General features: G+C 35.7%; 18 protein-coding genes. All 18 read left to right on the top strand.

All coding sequences use genetic code 11. From position 1 onward, the window contains the following. The first annotated feature begins 48 nt into the window (after window positions 1-48). The 18 genes from ATE47_RS07995 (at window position 49) to ATE47_RS07910 (ending at window position 17962) form a co-directional block, all read left to right on the top strand. Complete coding sequence (locus ATE47_RS07995; RefSeq protein ID WP_062161471.1) at window positions 49-858, top strand: T9SS-dependent choice-of-anchor J family protein; 810 nt, start codon at window positions 49-51, stop codon at window positions 856-858. A 225-nt stretch (window positions 859-1083) separates the two neighbouring features. Further along, window positions 1084-1893: a T9SS-dependent choice-of-anchor J family protein gene (locus ATE47_RS07990; RefSeq protein ID WP_062161470.1), complete on the top strand. Its 810-nt coding sequence runs from the start codon at window positions 1084-1086 to the stop codon at window positions 1891-1893. Between the two features lie 200 nt (window positions 1894-2093). Further along, on the top strand, window positions 2094-2759 hold the full coding sequence (locus ATE47_RS07985; protein WP_147296996.1) for a hypothetical protein: 666 nt from the start codon (window positions 2094-2096) through the stop codon (window positions 2757-2759). Between the two features lie 107 nt (window positions 2760-2866). Then, complete coding sequence (locus tag ATE47_RS07980) at window positions 2867-3571, top strand: SDR family oxidoreductase (protein ID WP_062161468.1); 705 nt, start codon at window positions 2867-2869, stop codon at window positions 3569-3571. A 148-nt stretch (window positions 3572-3719) separates the two neighbouring features. Then, window positions 3720-4466 (top strand): electron transfer flavoprotein subunit beta/FixA family protein, encoded by a 747-nt coding sequence (locus ATE47_RS07975; protein WP_062161467.1) that lies wholly within the window; start codon window positions 3720-3722, stop codon window positions 4464-4466. A 96-nt stretch (window positions 4467-4562) separates the two neighbouring features. Beyond that, window positions 4563-5510, top strand: a complete 948-nt coding sequence (locus tag ATE47_RS07970; protein ID WP_062161466.1) for an electron transfer flavoprotein subunit alpha/FixB family protein — start codon at window positions 4563-4565, stop codon at window positions 5508-5510. A 190-nt stretch (window positions 5511-5700) separates the two neighbouring features. Further along, complete coding sequence (locus ATE47_RS07965) at window positions 5701-6300, top strand: bifunctional nuclease family protein (protein ID WP_062161465.1); 600 nt, start codon at window positions 5701-5703, stop codon at window positions 6298-6300. Window positions 6301-6317: 17 nt separating this feature from the next. Continuing rightward, the gene (locus ATE47_RS07960; RefSeq protein ID WP_062161464.1) at window positions 6318-7700 is read left to right on the top strand and encodes a nucleoside permease; all 1383 of its coding nucleotides are present in this window, start codon (window positions 6318-6320) and stop codon (window positions 7698-7700) included. A 115-nt stretch (window positions 7701-7815) separates the two neighbouring features. Beyond that, on the top strand, window positions 7816-8361 hold the full coding sequence (locus tag ATE47_RS07955) for an RNA polymerase sigma factor (protein WP_062161463.1): 546 nt from the start codon (window positions 7816-7818) through the stop codon (window positions 8359-8361). Next, window positions 8339-9046 carry a hypothetical protein gene (locus ATE47_RS07950; RefSeq protein ID WP_062161462.1) on the top strand — a complete coding sequence of 236 codons (708 nt, stop codon included), beginning with the start codon at window positions 8339-8341 and terminating at the stop codon, window positions 9044-9046. The genes ATE47_RS07955 and ATE47_RS07950 overlap by 23 nt, the downstream gene beginning before the upstream one ends. Before the next feature lie 79 nt (window positions 9047-9125). Beyond that, complete coding sequence (locus tag ATE47_RS07945) at window positions 9126-10220, top strand: hypothetical protein (protein WP_150114802.1); 1095 nt, start codon at window positions 9126-9128, stop codon at window positions 10218-10220. A gap of 147 nt (window positions 10221-10367) precedes the next feature. Continuing rightward, a complete protein-coding gene (locus ATE47_RS07940; protein ID WP_062161460.1) occupies window positions 10368-10766 on the top strand; it encodes a hypothetical protein in 399 nt (132 codons plus the stop codon). Further along, window positions 10763-11215: a hypothetical protein gene (locus ATE47_RS07935; RefSeq protein WP_062161459.1), complete on the top strand. Its 453-nt coding sequence runs from the start codon at window positions 10763-10765 to the stop codon at window positions 11213-11215. Before ATE47_RS07940 ends, ATE47_RS07935 begins: the two co-directional genes overlap by 4 nt. Window positions 11216-11266: 51 nt before the next feature. Beyond that, window positions 11267-12445, top strand: coding sequence for an acetyl-CoA C-acyltransferase (locus tag ATE47_RS07930; RefSeq protein ID WP_062161458.1), 1179 nt, complete (start codon window positions 11267-11269; stop codon window positions 12443-12445). A 73-nt stretch (window positions 12446-12518) separates the two neighbouring features. Further along, window positions 12519-12830 carry a hypothetical protein gene (locus ATE47_RS07925; RefSeq protein ID WP_062161457.1) on the top strand — a complete coding sequence of 104 codons (312 nt, stop codon included), beginning with the start codon at window positions 12519-12521 and terminating at the stop codon, window positions 12828-12830. 190 nt (window positions 12831-13020) lie between these two features. Next, window positions 13021-14502 (top strand): MFS transporter, encoded by a 1482-nt coding sequence (locus ATE47_RS07920; RefSeq protein WP_062161456.1) that lies wholly within the window; start codon window positions 13021-13023, stop codon window positions 14500-14502. Window positions 14503-14676: 174 nt separating this feature from the next. Next, window positions 14677-16842, top strand: coding sequence for a T9SS type A sorting domain-containing protein (locus ATE47_RS07915; protein ID WP_062161455.1), 2166 nt, complete (start codon window positions 14677-14679; stop codon window positions 16840-16842). 193 nt (window positions 16843-17035) lie between these two features. Next, window positions 17036-17962, top strand: a complete 927-nt coding sequence (locus ATE47_RS07910; RefSeq protein WP_062161454.1) for a mevalonate kinase family protein — start codon at window positions 17036-17038, stop codon at window positions 17960-17962. Window positions 17963-17972: the final 10 nt, after the last annotated feature.

Below are 17972 nucleotides of genomic sequence, written 5' to 3'. Positions count from 1 at the left end.
TATATTCTGTTTTTAGTGAAAAAAAAATAATCTTTTAATAATTACATTATGATGAAATCAATTTTTCTTTTTTGCACTTTAACAGTAGCAAGTCTAAGTGCACAGACAACAATTTTCGACGAAACTTTTGATACTCCTGTGTCAGATCAATTACCTCCAAACTGGAGTACACAAAACCTTAATAATGGTGATATCACAAATCGTTGGCAAAGCGGAACAGTAAGCTTAGCAGGTCCAATGGGTTTCTCGGGCGATGTTGCAGTTTCTTTCGGAGACAATAATTCACCTTTTGATAATTTATTGGTATCTCCTGCGCTCACCTTGCCAACGGGGTCATCTACCTTGACTTATAAGGTAGCAGCATACGAATCTCCCGGTATAATCATACCTGATAATATCTATAATGTTTATGTATTGCCGGCTTCAGGTACATTTACAACAGCACTTACACCAGTATTTACAGAAACAGTTACTACAGGAAATACGGCTTTGGAAAAAACCATTGACCTGTCAAGCTTTGCTGGGCAAACTGTAATACTTTACTTTAGGCATTATGGAACTGAATTGCAGTATTTATTCTTGGATGATGTAAAAGTAACTTCTCCTACCATATTGGCAACTTCTGAGGTTGGAAATAAAATTCAGATAGATATTTATCCAAATCCTGCAACAGATTTTATTACGATAAAATCAAAATCTGAAATCAGGAATACGGAAATTTATGATGCTACAGGAAGAAAAGTACACAGCAAATTAGATAACAATGTAATTGATGTAAGACATCTTCAATCCGGCAGCTATATTATCAGTATTGAAACTAGGGAAGGAAAAAGGGCGGCCAAATTTATTAAAAAATAATATTTACCCTTTATAAAGCGTTCCTGAGGAGCGCTTTTTTAATGTGTTTTTTCGTTCTACGTAGAAAATGGATTAAAATTAATCTACACAAATTATGATTTAATTCTTTTTTAAGGTCAAAAATAAATTTTATGAAAATGGATTTGTTTTTTCCTTTATGTAAATATATTTTCGTTTCAGAAATATCTGTAATAAAAGATTACAAAATCAAATTAAAAAAAACAAATGAAAAAAAAATTATTATTTGGAATGCTTGCATTCGCATCTTTAGCAGCAAATGCTCAAACAACTATTCTTAACGAAACCTTTGAATCCGGCGCGGGTACTACAATGCCTTCGGGTTGGGTTGCCACAGGTATAGGTGCAAGTTCGGGTAATTTAGGATGGCGGGTTTACAGTTTGTCACAGCTAGCCAATCCTACGGGATTTAGTGGTAAAGTTGCTGCCACACAAGCCCTAAGCGCAGACAATCTTTTGTATTCTCCTACCATAACCTTGCCTGCCGGAAGCTCATATACTCTTACTTTCCAGGTAGCGTCAAATACTCAAGAAGACTCATATGAACCTGATAACAATTATGCTGTCTATGCAGTGCCTCCTACAAGCCCATATAACGGAACCCAGACACCTGTTTTCCAGGAACTGCTTACAGTGGCCAATGTAGCACAATCAAGAACAGTTGATCTATCTGCTTTTGCAGGCCAGGATATAAGATTAGTCTTCAGGCATTATAATACTTCTGCAAGATCTCTTATAATTGATAATGTAAAGGTTACTCAGATGGGTACATTAGGAACATCGGAAGTTTCAGGGAAAAATCAGGTAAGTGTTTATCCAAACCCGGCAACAGATTATTTAATGATTAAATCAGAAGGGAAAATTAACAGTATTGAGACTTTTGATATGATGGGAAGAAAAGTGGATACAGTGCTTGATGGTAATAGAGTAAATGTAAAAAACCTTATTCCAGGTGCTTATATTATTACTGTTGATACAAAAGGGAATAAATTTTCTCAAAAATTCATCAAGAAATAATTATTTATTTTAAATAATCCAAAACGCCTCAGAAATGAGGCGTTTTTTTATTTAATGATAAAAAAACCTAAAAATAAAAAAAAACTGATCATAACGTGTTAATTTTTAATTATTTTTGTATATCACCAAATAGAAATATTATGAAAAAAAATCTAATAATCTCAGCAGTTATTACAACTTTCTCAGTTGTTTTTATGAATGTGTTTGCTCAAGTAGGGATAAATACACCTACACCGTCTGCTTCACTTGATGTTATTTCTCAAGGTAACACGGCAACCACCAAAGCATTGGAAATTAATAACTCTTCGGGTACTGAAATGCTTACTGTATTGGATCAGGGAAATATAGGAATAGGTGTGGCAAACCCTCAAAGAAAACTCGATATAAACTCAAATAATGAGCCTTTGAGAACCCAAAATTTACTCAGTACCGATAGGACTTATAATACAGACGGAACAATGAAATATTTGGCTTATGATACCAGTAATGGAGATGTAACTCAAAAGATTCATAGGTATTCAGAATCAGTATCACTGGCACAAAATGCGTCGGCTACTATCACAGATCCTAGTTCAGGCATAAATGGGCTTTTTCATATCAGATGTGCCCTAAACAGTACTGCAGCCGGAGCCAATATAATGGCAACATTTAATTTTGCTAGGAAAGGATTTGCTGTAATGGGAGTTGCTATCGATGGGGCAGCTGCAACTGCAACGCGTGCAGTGGCAGGAAGTGATGTTACATATACAATTACTTCAGGATCAATTACTTTTAGAGTAACAAAACTCGCAGCAAACCAAATTACCATAACCAATCTCTCTGGAGCTACAAGAACATTCTTCATAATTATTGAACCAATACTATAAGAAGATAGAATCTATCCAACCGGATTTAAATAATAATAAATCTTTGTATAAATAAAACGTCTCAATTGGGGCGTTTTTCTTATTTTTAAAAACTTAATGTTATTATTATGTTAGAAAATAAAGTCGCTTATATAACAGGAGGAACCAAAGGAATCGGTTTCGGGATTGCTAAGATTTTACTTGAAAATAAAGTTTCAGTGGCATTTTCCGGTAGAAAAAAGGATGATGTTGAAAAAGCTGAGAATGAGCTAAGGATATATTCTGAAAATGTTTTAGGAGTTGTTTCAGATGTAAGAAGTCTTGAAAATGAGCAGGAAGCAATTAAAAATATTATTGAAAAATTCGGAAGGCTGGATTTCGTAATTGCAAATGCAGGGCTGGGAATTTTCAAACCTGTAGATCAATTATCAGCCGAAGAATGGAATGATATGATCGAAACGAACTTAACAGGTGTTTTCTACACATTAAAGGCATCGGTGGAAGAACTAAAAAAGACGGCAGGATATTATATCACCATTTCAAGCTTAGCGGGAGCCAATTTCTTTGAAAATGGTGCCGGTTACAACGCTTCAAAGTTCGGAGTGGTTGGTTTTACTCAGGCTGCGATGATCGATTTAAGAAAATACAATATAAAATCAACGGTCATCATGCCGGGCTCGGTGGCAACCAACTTCAACGGGAATATTCCCTCAGAAAAGGATGCCTGGAAGATCCAGCCTGAAGATATGGGAAATCTGGTTCTGGATATTTTAAAAATGAATCCGAGGGTTTTACCGAGTAAGATTGAATTTAGGGCATCACAACCAGGCTGATACGCAATCTAATGCACTGAATAGTAAATTACTAGGTGTTATGCATGCATAATATATTTTTTAATTATATTAGCAAAATTAATTTAACTAAAAATAGCTTCATAAAAACAGTACGATCAATGAGGCAAAAAATAAATAAATAGTACACATGAAAATATTAGTTTGTATTAGTAGTGTTCCGGATACTACTTCCAAAATTAACTTTACAGCAGACAAATCTGCTTTCGACAAAAATGGAATTCAGTGGGTAATCAACCCATTAGATGAGTTTGCGTTGACGAAAGCAGTTAAACTTCAGGAATCTCAGGGAGCTACTGTGACGGTAATCAATGTAGGGGATGCTGGTACGGAACCTGTAATGAGAAAAGCATTGGCCATCGGTGCAAATGACGCGGTAAGAGTAAATCTAGACCCGAAAGACAGCTATTCTACAGCTAAAGAAATTGCAGCTGTTGCTCAGAATGGCGGATATGACCTTATTCTTTGTGGTAAAGAATCTATCGATTACAACGGTGGTTCTGTTCCGGGAATGGTTGCTCAGCTGTTGAATCAGCCTTTCGTAAATGCATCGGTAGGGCTTGACGTAAATGGAAGCGAAGCTACTGCAGTAAGAGAAATTGAAGGAGGAAAAGAAACTATTTCTGTAAAACTGCCTGCGGTAATCGCTGGTCAGAAAGGATTGGTGGATGAAAAAGACCTTATTATTCCAAATATGAGAGGGATTATGTCTGCAAGAACAAAGCCATTGCAGGTTGTAGAGCCTACATCTTCTGAGGTGAAAGTTCAGGGAGTTTCTTACGACAGTGTACCTCCAAGAGCTGCTGTGAAATTGGTTTCTCCTGATAATTTGGATGAATTGGTAAGACTACTTCACGAAGAAGCTAAGGTAATCTAAAAGTTGGAAGCTGGAAGTCAGAAAAGGGAAGTTTAGTTCCTGATTTTGAGTTTAATCTTTCAATTATTAAATTTTTTAATCTTTAAATTAATTAAAATGGCAGTATTCGTATACGCAGAAAATATAAACGGAGTTTACAAAAAAGCGGCTTTTGAGGCAGTTTCTTATGCTAAAGCTGTTGCAGACCAGGCTGGTGAAACAGTAACAGCGATCTCTGTAAACCCAACAGATTCTTCAGATTTATTATACAAATATGGAGCATCAAATGTTATCAATATCAAAGACGAAGGTCTTAAAAGCTTTTCAGCTAAAGCATTTGCGCAGGCTGTAAATGAAGTAGCAGACGGAAACATCATCGTTTTCCCTCATACTACGGACGCTTCTTCGGTTGCTCCGATGTTGGCGGTAATGAAGAATTATTCATTAATTACAAATGTTTTGGCAGCTCCGGAAAGCCTTTCCCCGATTCAGATCAAGAGAAAAGCGTTTTCAGGAAAAGGTTTCATGCATGCAAAAGCAGAAGGAACGGGTGTAATTATCACGGTTTCTCAAAATGCTTTCGGTGTTAAGGAAAATACAGTTTCAGGTTCAGAAGAAGTGAAAAACTTATCTGTTGCCAATGAAGATACTAAAGTGATCTCTCACGAACAGAGTTCTGGTAAATTAGATTTAAAAGAAGCTGAAATCGTAGTTTCTGCAGGTAGAGGGATGAAAGGTCCTGAAAACTGGGGAATGATCGAAGAATTGGCTAATGTTTTAGGTGCCGCTACAGCTTGTTCAAAACCGGTTTCAGACATCGGATGGAGACCTCATACAGAGCACGTAGGACAAACGGGTAAAGCAATTTCTCCGAATCTTTATATTGCAGTTGGTATTTCGGGAGCTATTCAGCATTTGGCGGGAGTTAACTCTTCTAAAACCATCGTTGTCATCAACAGCGATGCCGAAGCTCCGTTCTTCAAATCAGCAGATTATGGTGTGGTAGGAGATGCCTTCCAGATTATCCCTGCATTAACAGAGAAAATTAAAGCCATCAGAGGATAAAAGAAGTGAATTGTGAATAGTCAATTCGCTTTGCTCGTCAGTTTTTTACTTAAATTAAATCACTGCCAAGCAAAATTCACTATTGACCATTAACAATCCACAACAATATAGATAAAAGCTCGGCTTCCGGGCTTTTATTTTTGTCTAAAAAGTAAATCCTACAATAAAAAATTAATTTATATTTGTAGTTATGGATTATAAACAGCTAATTATTCGCGGAATATCGTACAGCCAGACACAATCAGGGGCGTACGCTTTGTTATTGGAACATGAAGAAACACACATAAAATTACCTGTTGTTATAGGAAATTTCGAGGCACAATCCATTTCTCTAGGTCTTGAGAAAGACATTCATCCGCCGCGTCCGCTTACCCACGATTTATTCACAAAATTTATAGTTTCTACCAATTATGAGCTTGTCTCTGTGATCATTTATCAGATTGTAGACGGAGTTTTCTTCTCTAATATTAATTTTAAAAATAAAAGCACAGAAGAAGAATTAATTCTTGATGCAAGAACTTCAGATGCAGTAGCGATGGCAGTAAGATTTGATGCCCCTATTTTTACAACTCAGCAGGTGTTGAATGAAGCGGGAATCCTTTTGGAGCTGGAAGATGTATCGAAAGAAGAGGAACCCTTTTCAGAAACCGTTGAGACGGAAGACAACCTGAAATCCGTTTCTATGGAAGAGCTTCAAAAATTACTGGAAGATGCGGTAAAAGAAGAAGATTATGATACCGCCCTGGAGATTCAGGAGGAAATCAAGAGGAGGAAAAAGAGAATTGATTAAAGAGATATTTAATAACTATGAATTTAAAATTACGACTTACCATCCTCAGCTTCCTTCAATTCTTTGTTTGGGGAGCATGGCTGATTACGATGGCTAATTTTTGGTTCGGTACAAAGCATTGGGACGGAGCTCAGTTTGGAGCCGTATTCGGAACAATGGGGATCGCATCCATTTTTATGCCTACCATTACCGGAATCATCGCCGACCGATGGGTAAACGCCGAGCGGATTTTTTCGGTTTTACATATCCTGTACGGAATTGTGCTTTTCATTTTGCCACATTCTGCCGATCCCAATTCTTTCTTTTCGATAATGCTCGTTGCGATGTGCTTCTATATGCCCACAATTGCTTTGGCTAATTCAATTTCCTATACCGTTTTGAAAAACAGTGATCTGGATGTTGTAAAAGATTTTCCTCCAATCCGTGTTTGGGGAACTATAGGTTTCATTGTGGCCATGTGGATTACCAATTTTACAGGAAATAAAGCGACGGAAGGACAGTTTTATATCGGGGGTGTAGCCGCAATTTTGTTGGGAATTTATGCATTAACATTACCAAAATGCCCTCCTCAGAAACTTATAGATAAAAATGCACCTTTATCAGAGCAATTAGGATTAAATGCTTTTAAATTATTTAAAAATTATAAAACTGCATTATTCTTCTTATTCTCAATGCTTTTGGGCGCAGCTTTACAGTTGACGAACGCTTACGGAGATGTTTTTCTGAGTGAATTTGAGCATTTTCCGAAATATGCAGATTCATTTGTAGTGCAGAGATCTACGATTATCATGTCAATTTCTCAGGTTTCCGAGACATTATTCATTTTGGCCATACCTTTCTTTTTAAAGAAATTCGGGATTAAAAAAGTAATGTTGATGTCCATGTTGGCTTGGGTGTTGAGGTTTGCATTCTTTGCTTACGGAGTTCCTGACGGTTTTGGATTAAGCTTAATTATCCTTTCGTGTATCGTGTACGGGATGGCTTTCGATTTCTTTAATATTTCAGGGTCACTTTTCGTAGAAACTACCACAGATAAAAAGATCCGTTCTTCAGCACAAGGTTTATTTATGATGATGACAAACGGTTTTGGGGCAGTTTTCGGAAGTTATGCTGCGGGTTGGGCGATTGATAAGTTTTTCACTCATAAATTCACAACAGCTTCATCTTTGTCGACCTATCTGGAAACAACACCTGATAACCCGACCTTTATTAATATTCTTAAAAAAAGTTTTAATTCTGCAATAAATCCGGACGGAACTTTATCATCTATTGTAATGGTGAAAGATTGGCATAATATCTGGCTTTCTTTTGCGGCGTATGCTTTAGTTTTGGCAGTTTTATTTGCCATTTTATTCAGGCATAAACACAACCCGAATGAAGTTTCAGAGATAAAACATTAATTTTATTTAATTGATTTTTAAAATATTAAATTGCATTTTCAAAAAAAGTGCAATTTTTTTTGTTTTTCAGGCAACCTTTTGAAAAATATTCTGTCTTATAGATAGAAACTGATACATGAAGAATTTAGAAGAGAATTTTAAACTAGCAAAAAAGCAGGATCGGAGAGGGCAACAGGCTCTTTACGAGATGTTTTCGGCAAAAATGCTTGCGATTGCGAATTCTTATGTAAATAATATCCATGATGCAGAAGATATCCTCATGAATTCTTTTTTTACCTGTTTTTCAAAAATAGATGAATGTAGGGAATGGAAAAGTTTCCAGTTTTGGTTAAGGAAAATTGTCGTGAACAATTCCATCAATTTTATCAGGAAAAGTAAAAATATTCTTTACACTGATGTTGAGGTCAACGAAATTGGAAATATCGATGAGAGTTTGGAAGAAGAAATGGAAGAACTCAATATGGATGAAATTTTTTCTAAAATGCCAGACGGATATAGATTGATTTTTAATCTTTATGTCTTTGAAGAGAAAAAACACAGTGAGATTGCAGAAATTCTCAATATTTCTGAAGGAACAAGTAAAAGCCAGCTGAGCAAATCCAAAAAATGGATCGTAGATTTTTTAAAACAAAAAAAAGATGAAAAACAATATGCTAAATAAATTGAAGTCTGACTATGAAGAGCTTGAAATAAAGCCTTCTCCCGGTCTTTGGGACAGACTGGATCAAAAGCTGGATCAAACGCCTGAAATAGCGTTAAAACCATCTTTTCAGTGGTGGAAATATGCAGCTGTTGTTTTGGTGCTTGTTTCTTTGGGAACCATTATTTATTTTAATAATTATAAAAACAGTTTTGATCATAATAAAACCGATTATATCGCTAAAAAAGTTCTTGAAAAAACAGCCAATCCCATCAATCTCGACACTGAAAATCAATCTGTTATTCCAAACAACAACCCAATTGTGAAGAATGATGTAAAAACACTTGCTGAGAATCAAAAAATAAATTCCGACCAGGTCTTTGTTTCAAAAGAAGAAAAAGGAATGATTCAACCTCAAATTTCAGAGTTTAAAAACCAACCGACTACAATTGGACAACCTTTAAATAATAATACCGAACCCACAAAAACGGAGAATAATATTCTCAATACTCCTGTAATGGCGGAAATAAAAAAATCAAGCTATATCAGCGCGGATGAGCTTCTTTTGGGGCGAGAGCTGCATAAAACTAACGAAAACTCTCAAAAAGATGTAAGGAAATTCGGGATTTTCAGATTTAATAAGCCGCATGCAAATGTTGATAATGTTACGGTTTTGGGAGTAGCGGTTTACATCGATTCTAAGTAAATCTTTAAACTTTTAATAAAAAATTTACTGTTCAAAAATAAGAACAGCGCTAAAATATTGTCTAAAAATTAAAAAAAATATGAAAACTAAATTTGCATTAATGACTGCTGTAATGGCTTTTTCATACACTTTTGCGCAGGAAATACCGCTAAGTGCAGAATTAAATACCTATTCAAAAAAAGTCGACAGCATTGTAGTTTCCGAGAAAACAAAAATGAATGTGGAACTGGATGAAGTGGATAAAAATTATCAGGAAAACAAAATAACCTCAGATGAGAAACAAAAGCAAAGCACTGAAATTGCTTCCAGGTACGAAAAAATCATCAACGAGAAGGTAAATACCCAGCAAAACGACCTTGAAATTGCTACTAAGGAAATAGTAAAAAACGCTGTTCTGGGTAAAAATGACACTATCCAAAATCATGGGAAAAATGAAGTGCAATTGGGCTTTAACGGAATTAAAATGAAGGTGAACGGAGAGAAAAAAGAACCGAAAGATTACCTTCATTCCTGGGATTTTAATGTAAGTTTTGTCGGGGCAAACCTTACTTCCAAAGATGAACCCTTCAAGTTTTACAGTAAAGCTTCTGATGTGAGAACGACGGTTTATAATTCTTACAGTATTGCTTTAAGATATGAAGATCAGTTAGGAGGATTTAGGAGCCCGGTATTTTATAGAATAGGATTGGGAATGCGTTCTGATAACTTCAGACCAAAATATAACCAGGTTTTCAGCCAGGAAGAAAAGACATTGGTGGTAAAGGATTTTACAAAAGGAAATCTTCGTGATACCCGTCTAAGTAGCACTTATATCTATATTCCGGCAGATTTAAGGTTTGTTTTAAACCCAAAATATATTGAGCATAACGGCGTAAAATATCTTGACAACAAACAACCCCAGCTGAACATTATAGCGGGAGTTTACGCAGGAGTAAGGGCAGGAAGTGTTATTTACAATAAATATTCTACGGAATATACCAAAAGAGTTGTTGAGCGGGAAAGGGTAATGTACGGGATGAATGATATTATTTTCGGGGCAAAATTAGGAATAGGGTATAGAGGCTTTAATCTGTTTGTTCAGAAAGATTTAACGCCTACGTTTAATGATAATGCACAGCTGAAGAAGAAATACGGATTACAGATTGGTATTGAAATCGCAAATGTTAATTTTTAAATTAGTAATAATGTTTGGTTTATTTTACGAAATATTTAAAATTATAATCAATATTTTATTGTCTTTGATTAATTGATATAAAAAATCTATTTTTAAAACACACTGTTTTTAAGTGTGTTTTTTTTCGTATTTTGGCACTTTAGAAATATGAAAAATATTCAGATAATAGGATTGTTTTGGGTAGTTATAGGAAGCTTTCTGCCGTTAGTTCATGTTCCGCTGATAGGAAATTGGAACTACTGGCAGGTTGATCATTTTCTGGCCATTACCTGTTGGATTTTCTCAGCAGGCGCGCTTTTCGGAATTTTGAATAACAAGGGCAAAATAACGAAGATTTTTGCAGTTCTTTTAATTCTTTTATTTCTCTTTACATTATTTGCCATTAAAGTTCAGGCTTTCCAGTATTTTAGTTTTATGCCTTTTAAATCCTGGCAGGAAAAGCTGGCGGGTATCGTAAAATTAAGATGGGGCTGGATTGTAGAATTTTTAGGTGCTTTTATGATATTTTTTTCAAACAGTAATAAAATAAATCAGACACAGATATGAATTGGTTAAAAGTATTTTCAATCGCAGTATTATTTTTAGGTGTTTCCCAGGTTGATGCACAGAAAAAGGATACAAAAACAGCTCAAAAAGAGGCTCCAAAGCAAAAACCTGTAGATAATCCTACAAAATGCAGCAATATTAAAGAAGGAACATTTTTAAGAACCAATTATCCTAAAAATCTTTGGTACATGACTGTGAAAGACAATGTTCAGACAGAGTATTATAATAACGGTAAAGATTATATTAAATCAAGCATGGTTTTCCTTGATGACTGTAATTATAAGCTGATTGTGCTTGAGGTAAAGGGTGACGAAAATCGTATAAAAGTTGATGATGTTTTCACAAATAAAGTTCTGGCCACTCAGGACAATTATCTGAAAATAGAATCCCAGATTGCTGGGGATAAGTATAATCTTGTTTTAGTAAAAGTAAAAGAAAACAAAAAATAGAAATATAAAAAATGAAGCCGTAAGGTTTTATTGAATTTAAAATTAAGTATAATGAAAGAAGTATTCATCGTTTCCGCAGTAAGAACTCCTATGGGAAGTTTTATGGGAAGTTTATCAACGGTTCCTGCCACAAAGTTGGGGTCTGTTGCAGTAAAAGGCGCATTAGATAAAATCAACCTTGATCCGAAGCAGGTTCAGGAGATCTACATGGGGAACGTTTTACAGGCGGGAGAAGGACAGGCTCCGGCTCGCCAGGTAGCTTTAGGAGCGGGACTTTCTATTGAAATACCTTCTACTACGGTAAATAAAGTTTGTGCATCAGGAATGAAGGCCGTGACAATGGCTGCACAGGCGATCAAAGCAGGAGATGTAGACGTAATCGTTGCTGGAGGTATGGAGAATATGTCTTCCGTTCCTCACTATTATAATGCAAGAATTGCCACAAAATTAGGCGATATCAAAATGCAGGACGGTATGGTATTAGACGGTCTTACAGACGTTTACAATAAAGTTCATATGGGAGTTTGTGCAGAAAAATGCGCAACTGACTACAATATTTCAAGAGAAGAGCAGGATAATTTCGCTATTGAATCTTACAAAAGAGCTGCAAAAGCTTGGAGTGAAGGAAAATTTGCTGAAGAAATTGTACCGGTAGAAATTCCTCAAAGAAAAGGAGATCCTATCGTTTTTGCAGAAGATGAAGAATATAAAGCTGTAAAATTTGATAAAATCCCTACCCTTCCTACAGTTTTCAAAAAAGAACAAGGAACGGTAACGGCAGCAAATGCTTCTACTCTTAATGACGGGGCCTCTGCATTAATCCTTGTTTCTAAGGAAAAAATGGAAGAATTAGGTCTTAAGCCATTAGCAAAAATCATTTCTTATGCTGATGCTGCTCAAGAGCCTGAAAACTTCACAACTTCACCTGCAAAAGCATTACCGATTGCTCTTAAAAAAGCAGGATTGGAACTTACTGATATTGATTTCTTCGAGTTCAATGAGGCTTTCTCTGTAGTAGGTTTGGCAAACAATAAAATCTTAGGATTAGATGCATCAAAAGTGAATGTAAATGGTGGAGCAGTAGCTATTGGACACCCTCTTGGAAGTTCAGGTTCAAGAATTATTGTTACTTTGATCAACGTTTTAAAACAAAACAATGCAAAATTAGGAGCTGCTGCAATCTGCAATGGTGGTGGCGGTGCTTCTGCTATTGTTATTGAAAATATGTAATAATATTTCAAGCTAAATATTTAAAAATCCGGGAGTTTTGCTTCCGGATTTTTTTTGTTTTTAAATTATAAAGATGAATTATTTTTTTAGGAGCTATTTCCCGCTTTCCGCACTCGCTATTTTTTTTATTTCGGGCTGCGGCGGCAAAGCCGCCGCAGCCCGAAATAAAAAAAATGAGCTCAAACAAATGCTGCAATCGGGGCTAGACTTTCTGTTTTTAATTTCAAACATTCACAATCAATTCAACATTCAGTCTGTCATCCTGAAAAGATCTCAATGCAATTTTAAACTAGGTCTGGATCCTTCCAGGATGACAACAGTACGGAAAACTACTGAAAGATTCTCATCCACTTCACTGTTCAGAATGACAAAAGCGAGTTCATAGCTGTGTGAAACGCCCTTGCGACCGAAAAATATCCTCAATAATTAAAAAAAACATTGCGCTCTTTGCGTTAAAAAATCTTACTTGACAACATCCCAATTTTAACAAAATAATAAAATTTCACCGAAAGGAAATAAAAACCACCGAATATTCAATGGTTTTTTTATTTTTGTGCTACTAATATTTATTTGAAATGTCTGAAATTGAGAATCAACAGCCTCAAAACATAAAAAACAATCCAAAGATAATGAAGGCTTGGGCGGTCTATGACTGGGCAAACTCGGTATATTCTTTGGTAATTACTTCCACCATCTTTCCTATTTATTATTCCATTCTTACCACAGCTTATGAGAAGAAAGAATATGTGGCAGAAACAAAATCTTGGATTGATGTTCCCGTAAGGCATATGATCAAAATTTTTGGGAAAGAATATCAGCCGGATGCGGTTTATGGGTATTCCCTGACGATTTCATTCTTTATCGTGGTTTTATTGTCGCCGTTTTTGTCGTCACTGGCAGATACCATCGGCAACAAAAAGTCATTCTTACAGTTTTTCTGTTATCTGGGAGCTACATCGTGTATGGGATTGGCGATGTTTACAGGAATGCATAATGTTTTTCTGGGATTACTTTTCAGTATTACGGCGAGTGTCGGTTTTTGGGGCAGTTTGGTGTTCTACAATTCATTTTTACCGGATATTGCGACGCGCGACAAACAGGATGCGCTTTCAGCAAGAGGGTATGTTTACGGATATATCGGTTCTGTAGTTTTGGTAGTGATCTGTTTATTATTAATTCAGGTTTTTGCAAAAGGAGCGGCTCAGCAATTGTTATTTACCAGAATAAGTTTCTTATTGACAGGAGCCTGGTGGTTCGGTTTTTCTCAATATACTTTCAAGCATCTTCCTCAGTTTGGGGATGTGAAAGAAAAGCTTCCTAAAGATTTGGTATTGTTAAACTATAAAAATATATTCAAAAAGCACGAAGATCAGGGTGGATTTTTTGAGGTTTTAAAAGATAATCTAAGCTTCTATAAAGACATTGCAAAAGAAAGCTTCCATGAATTGTTTAAAGTAGGAAACGAGCTTTTTAAAGATAAAAATTTAAAGTTTTTCCTTTCCAGCTTTTTCTTTTACAGTGTGGGAATGCAGACGATTTTCCTGATGGCAACGTTGTTTGGAAAGAGTGAAATCAATCTGGCTCAGGACAAATTAATCGGGACGTTGTTGGTTATCCAGATTGAAGCCATTATCGGGGCTGTGATTTTCTCAAAATTATCAAAAAGAATAGGGAACAAAAATGTTATCTCAATTGCGATTGTACTTTGGATAGTAGCTTGTTTATGGGCATATTTCTTAAATAAAGAAAATCCTACGGTAGAATATCAGTTTTATGGAGTAGCGGCAGTTGTAGGGCTTGTAATGGGTGGTCTTCAGGCGATGTCAAGATCTACTTATTCCAAGCTTTTACCGGAAAACTCTATGGAAAATACTACGTTTTTCAGTTTCTATGATGTATTGGAGAAAATTGCGATCATTATCGGAACGTTTATCTTCGCTACTTTGATTGAGCATTTCAACAATATGCGTTTTGCAGCACTTTCCATGACCCTGTTTTTTGCTGCGGGATTAGTTCTCATACGTTTTCTTAAGCTTGCATCAAATAAAAGTGAATAATTAAATAAATAGAGACGCTAATTGTAGCGTCTTTTTTTATTTATAAATGTGAAAAATTTTAATCTAATTTAAGTTTTTGAATCATTTTAATTTAAAATATATGAAAACTCTATCATGTTTTTAATATGTTTGGAAATTTTTTGTTTATTTGCAAATTGTAAATAAATAATAATAATGATTAAAAAACTTCTACTTCTTTCTATTTTGCAGTTTTCCCTTTTGGGTTTTGCTCAGAATATGAAGCCGGTTGCTCAAAAAGTTTCTGAGTATCACGCTCAAAAGAAAGACTTTGAAAAATATGATTTGTTTGAAGTCAACAAAGCTTCCGAAAAATTAGCTGAATACAAACGAGCAGCAACAGATATTACAGTTATTAATGTTGATGCCAAACAGCTGAAAAAATTAGTTCATGACAAGCCGGAATTCCTGGAAATCTCTTTCCCTTTTGATGGAAAACAAATAACTCTTGAACTGTATAAAAATCAGATTTTCACAAACGATTTTAAAGTGACAACTAATAAGGGAGAAATCATAAACTATACTCCCGGAGCCTATTATCAGGGAATTGTAAAGGGTGATAGCGGATCAATTGTTGCCTTCAGCTTTTTTGACAATAATATCGTAGGAGTAGCTTCTACACCGGAACTTGGAAATATTGTAGTAGGAAAAGTGAAAAATTCTGAAGATTTTGTAAGTTATTCAGACTCAAAATTAACAGGCGCAAATCCTTTCGTTTGCGGTGTCGATGAATTGACGGACAACCACAAACAAAAAGTTTCCTTCGACCCGAATGCAAAGCAGAATACAGGAAAAGTATTGACCCAAAACTGCGTGAGAGTCTATTATGAAATTTGCTATACACCTTACGTAAACAACGGTTCAAGCACGACTACAACAACAGATTGGTTAACGGCTATTCATAACAATATTTCAACACTTTATAACAATGATGATGTAAGAATTGCTTTAAATGAGATTTATATCTGGACTACACAAGACCCATATTCGGGAACTCCGAACGCGAATCTTGCAAGTTTCAGAACAAACAGACAATCTTTCAACGGAGATTTGGCGCATTTAGTAAACCAGCCGTCTACTACAAGTGTAGCCTATGTAAATTCTTTGTGTACAGCAAACAGACATGCCTATTCTGGGGCTTCACAAACATATAACAACGTTCCGGTATATTCATGGACAATTATGGCAATGACTCATGAGATGGGACACAGCTTAGGATCTCCTCACACACATGCTTGTGCATGGAACGGAAATAATACGGCAATCGACGGATGCGGCCCTGCTGCAGGAGCAAATGAAGGCTGCAACGGTCCTATTCCTTCAACCACGGTAAAAGGTACCATTATGAGCTATTGCCACTTGATTTCAGGGGTAGGAATTAACTTCGCTAATGGCTTTGGCCCTCAACCGGGAGCTTTAATCAGAAATACGGTGGATTCTAAAGCTTGTCTGGGTACAGACTGTATTACAGCGTGTGGTACAACAATTACCGGGTTAGCTATTTCAAATATTACCCAAATTTCTGCAAATGCAGCATTTACAGATGCAACTTCTACCTCTTGGAAATATAAGCTTACGAAATTTGACGGAACTCCAGTTACTAACGGAACTTCATCAACTCAGTCGTTCAACTTTTCAAATCTTCAGCCTGCAACATATTATCTTTTATCTGTAGGGACGGATTGTTCTGCAGGATATCAAAGAACACAGCTGTTCATGACAGATGCAGACTGGTGCAACGGGGCACAGTTTACGGACACGGGTGGTGCAACTGCAAACTATGGACATAATCAGACCATTGTAAAAACTTTCTACCCGAGTTCAGGAGCTTTAACAATGAATTTCACAGAATTTGCTTTAGAATTAAACTATGATTTCATGTACATTTACAATGGCCCGTCTACGAGCTCACCACTGTTTACGGGTGGAAATAATTTAACAGGGAACACTTTACCAGGATCATTTACTTCAACACATCCTTCGGGAGCTATTACGGTAAGATTCGTTTCTGATCCTGCAGAGAATGCAAGCGGATGGAAGGCTAATTTCTCTTGTGCTGTTCTAGCGGTGGAAGATGTAAATACAAAAGATAACTCAGTAAGTATTTATCCGAATCCTGCCAAAAACATGATCACAATTTCGTCAAAAGATGCTTTAAAATCGTTTAAAATCTATGACGAAGCAGGAAGGTTAATTAAGTCAGAACCGTCTTTAAAAGGGACTAAATTTGAAGTTAATATTTCCTCAATGCAGACCGGAAATTATGTGGTAACCGTAGAGACAGAAAAACAAAAAGTCACAAAGAAATTAATTAAACAATAATTTTTAAATATTTAATAATAAAAGCCTGATTATTCAGGCTTTTTTGTTATCTTTATTGTATGAAGCACAGATTTTTGAGATTAATTAAAAATCTTAAATTATTTCAAGGTAAAATAAAGTAGAATTCGGCGCGGATTTTGCTAATATTCAGCGGAATAATTTTAAATTTGCAAAAAAAATTATTTAATATAAAATGACAAACCCTTTATTTTACGCAAAAATCCTTTTGTTCGGAGAATACGGAATCATAGAAGATTCCCAAGGTTTGACATTACCTTATAGTTTTTATAAAGGTACCCTCAAGTTCTCATCATTAGATTCTGATTTTGAAAAGAAATCTAATGAACATCTTACAAAATACTCAGATTATTTACAGAATTTGGATCTTCCCGAAGGTTTTGAGCTCAATGTTTCAAAATTTAAAGAAGAAATTTCCAAAGGATTATTTTTCGACAGCAATATTCCGCAAGGTTACGGAGTAGGAAGTTCAGGCGCTTTGGTGGCGGCTATTTTTGAACGATATTCTATTTCTAAACATGAACCTGAAAACATTTCTAAAGACGAATTAAAAAGCCTCAGAACTGTTTTTGGTTTAATGGAAAGCTATTTTCACGGAAAAAGTTCCGGAATTGATCCATTGATCTGTTACATGAACCTGCCCATTCTTATCGAAAGTAAAGAAAGCGTTGACAGGGTTGCCATTCCGGAAAGCGAAGCCGGAAAAGGTGCTATTTTCCTGATCGATTCAGGAATGACGGGAGAAACCGGGCCTATGGTTCAGATTTTCTTTGAAAAAATGAAAACAGAAGGTTTCCGTAAAACCCTGAAAGAAGAGTTTATCCGTTACAACAACGCTTGTATTGATGCTTTCCTCAAAAAAGATATGAATCCTTTCTTCAGAAATCTTAAAAAGCTTTCACATTGGGCTTACGAACATTTCCGCCCGATGATTCCTGAAAGTTTATTTAATGTCTGGAAAAAAGGACTGGATTCAAATGCTTATTATTTAAAACTCTGCGGAAGTGGCGGCGGAGGTTATATCCTGGGTTTCACCAAAGACTATGAAAAGGCAGAAAAAATGCTTGACGGTTTCCATAAAGAGGTGATTTACAGATTCTAATTACGTTGGA

The organism is Chryseobacterium sp. IHB B 17019, from assembly GCF_001456155.1.
Classification (GTDB): Bacteria; Bacteroidota; Bacteroidia; order Flavobacteriales; family Weeksellaceae; genus Chryseobacterium.
This window is presented reverse-complemented; position numbering and strand designations above follow the sequence as displayed.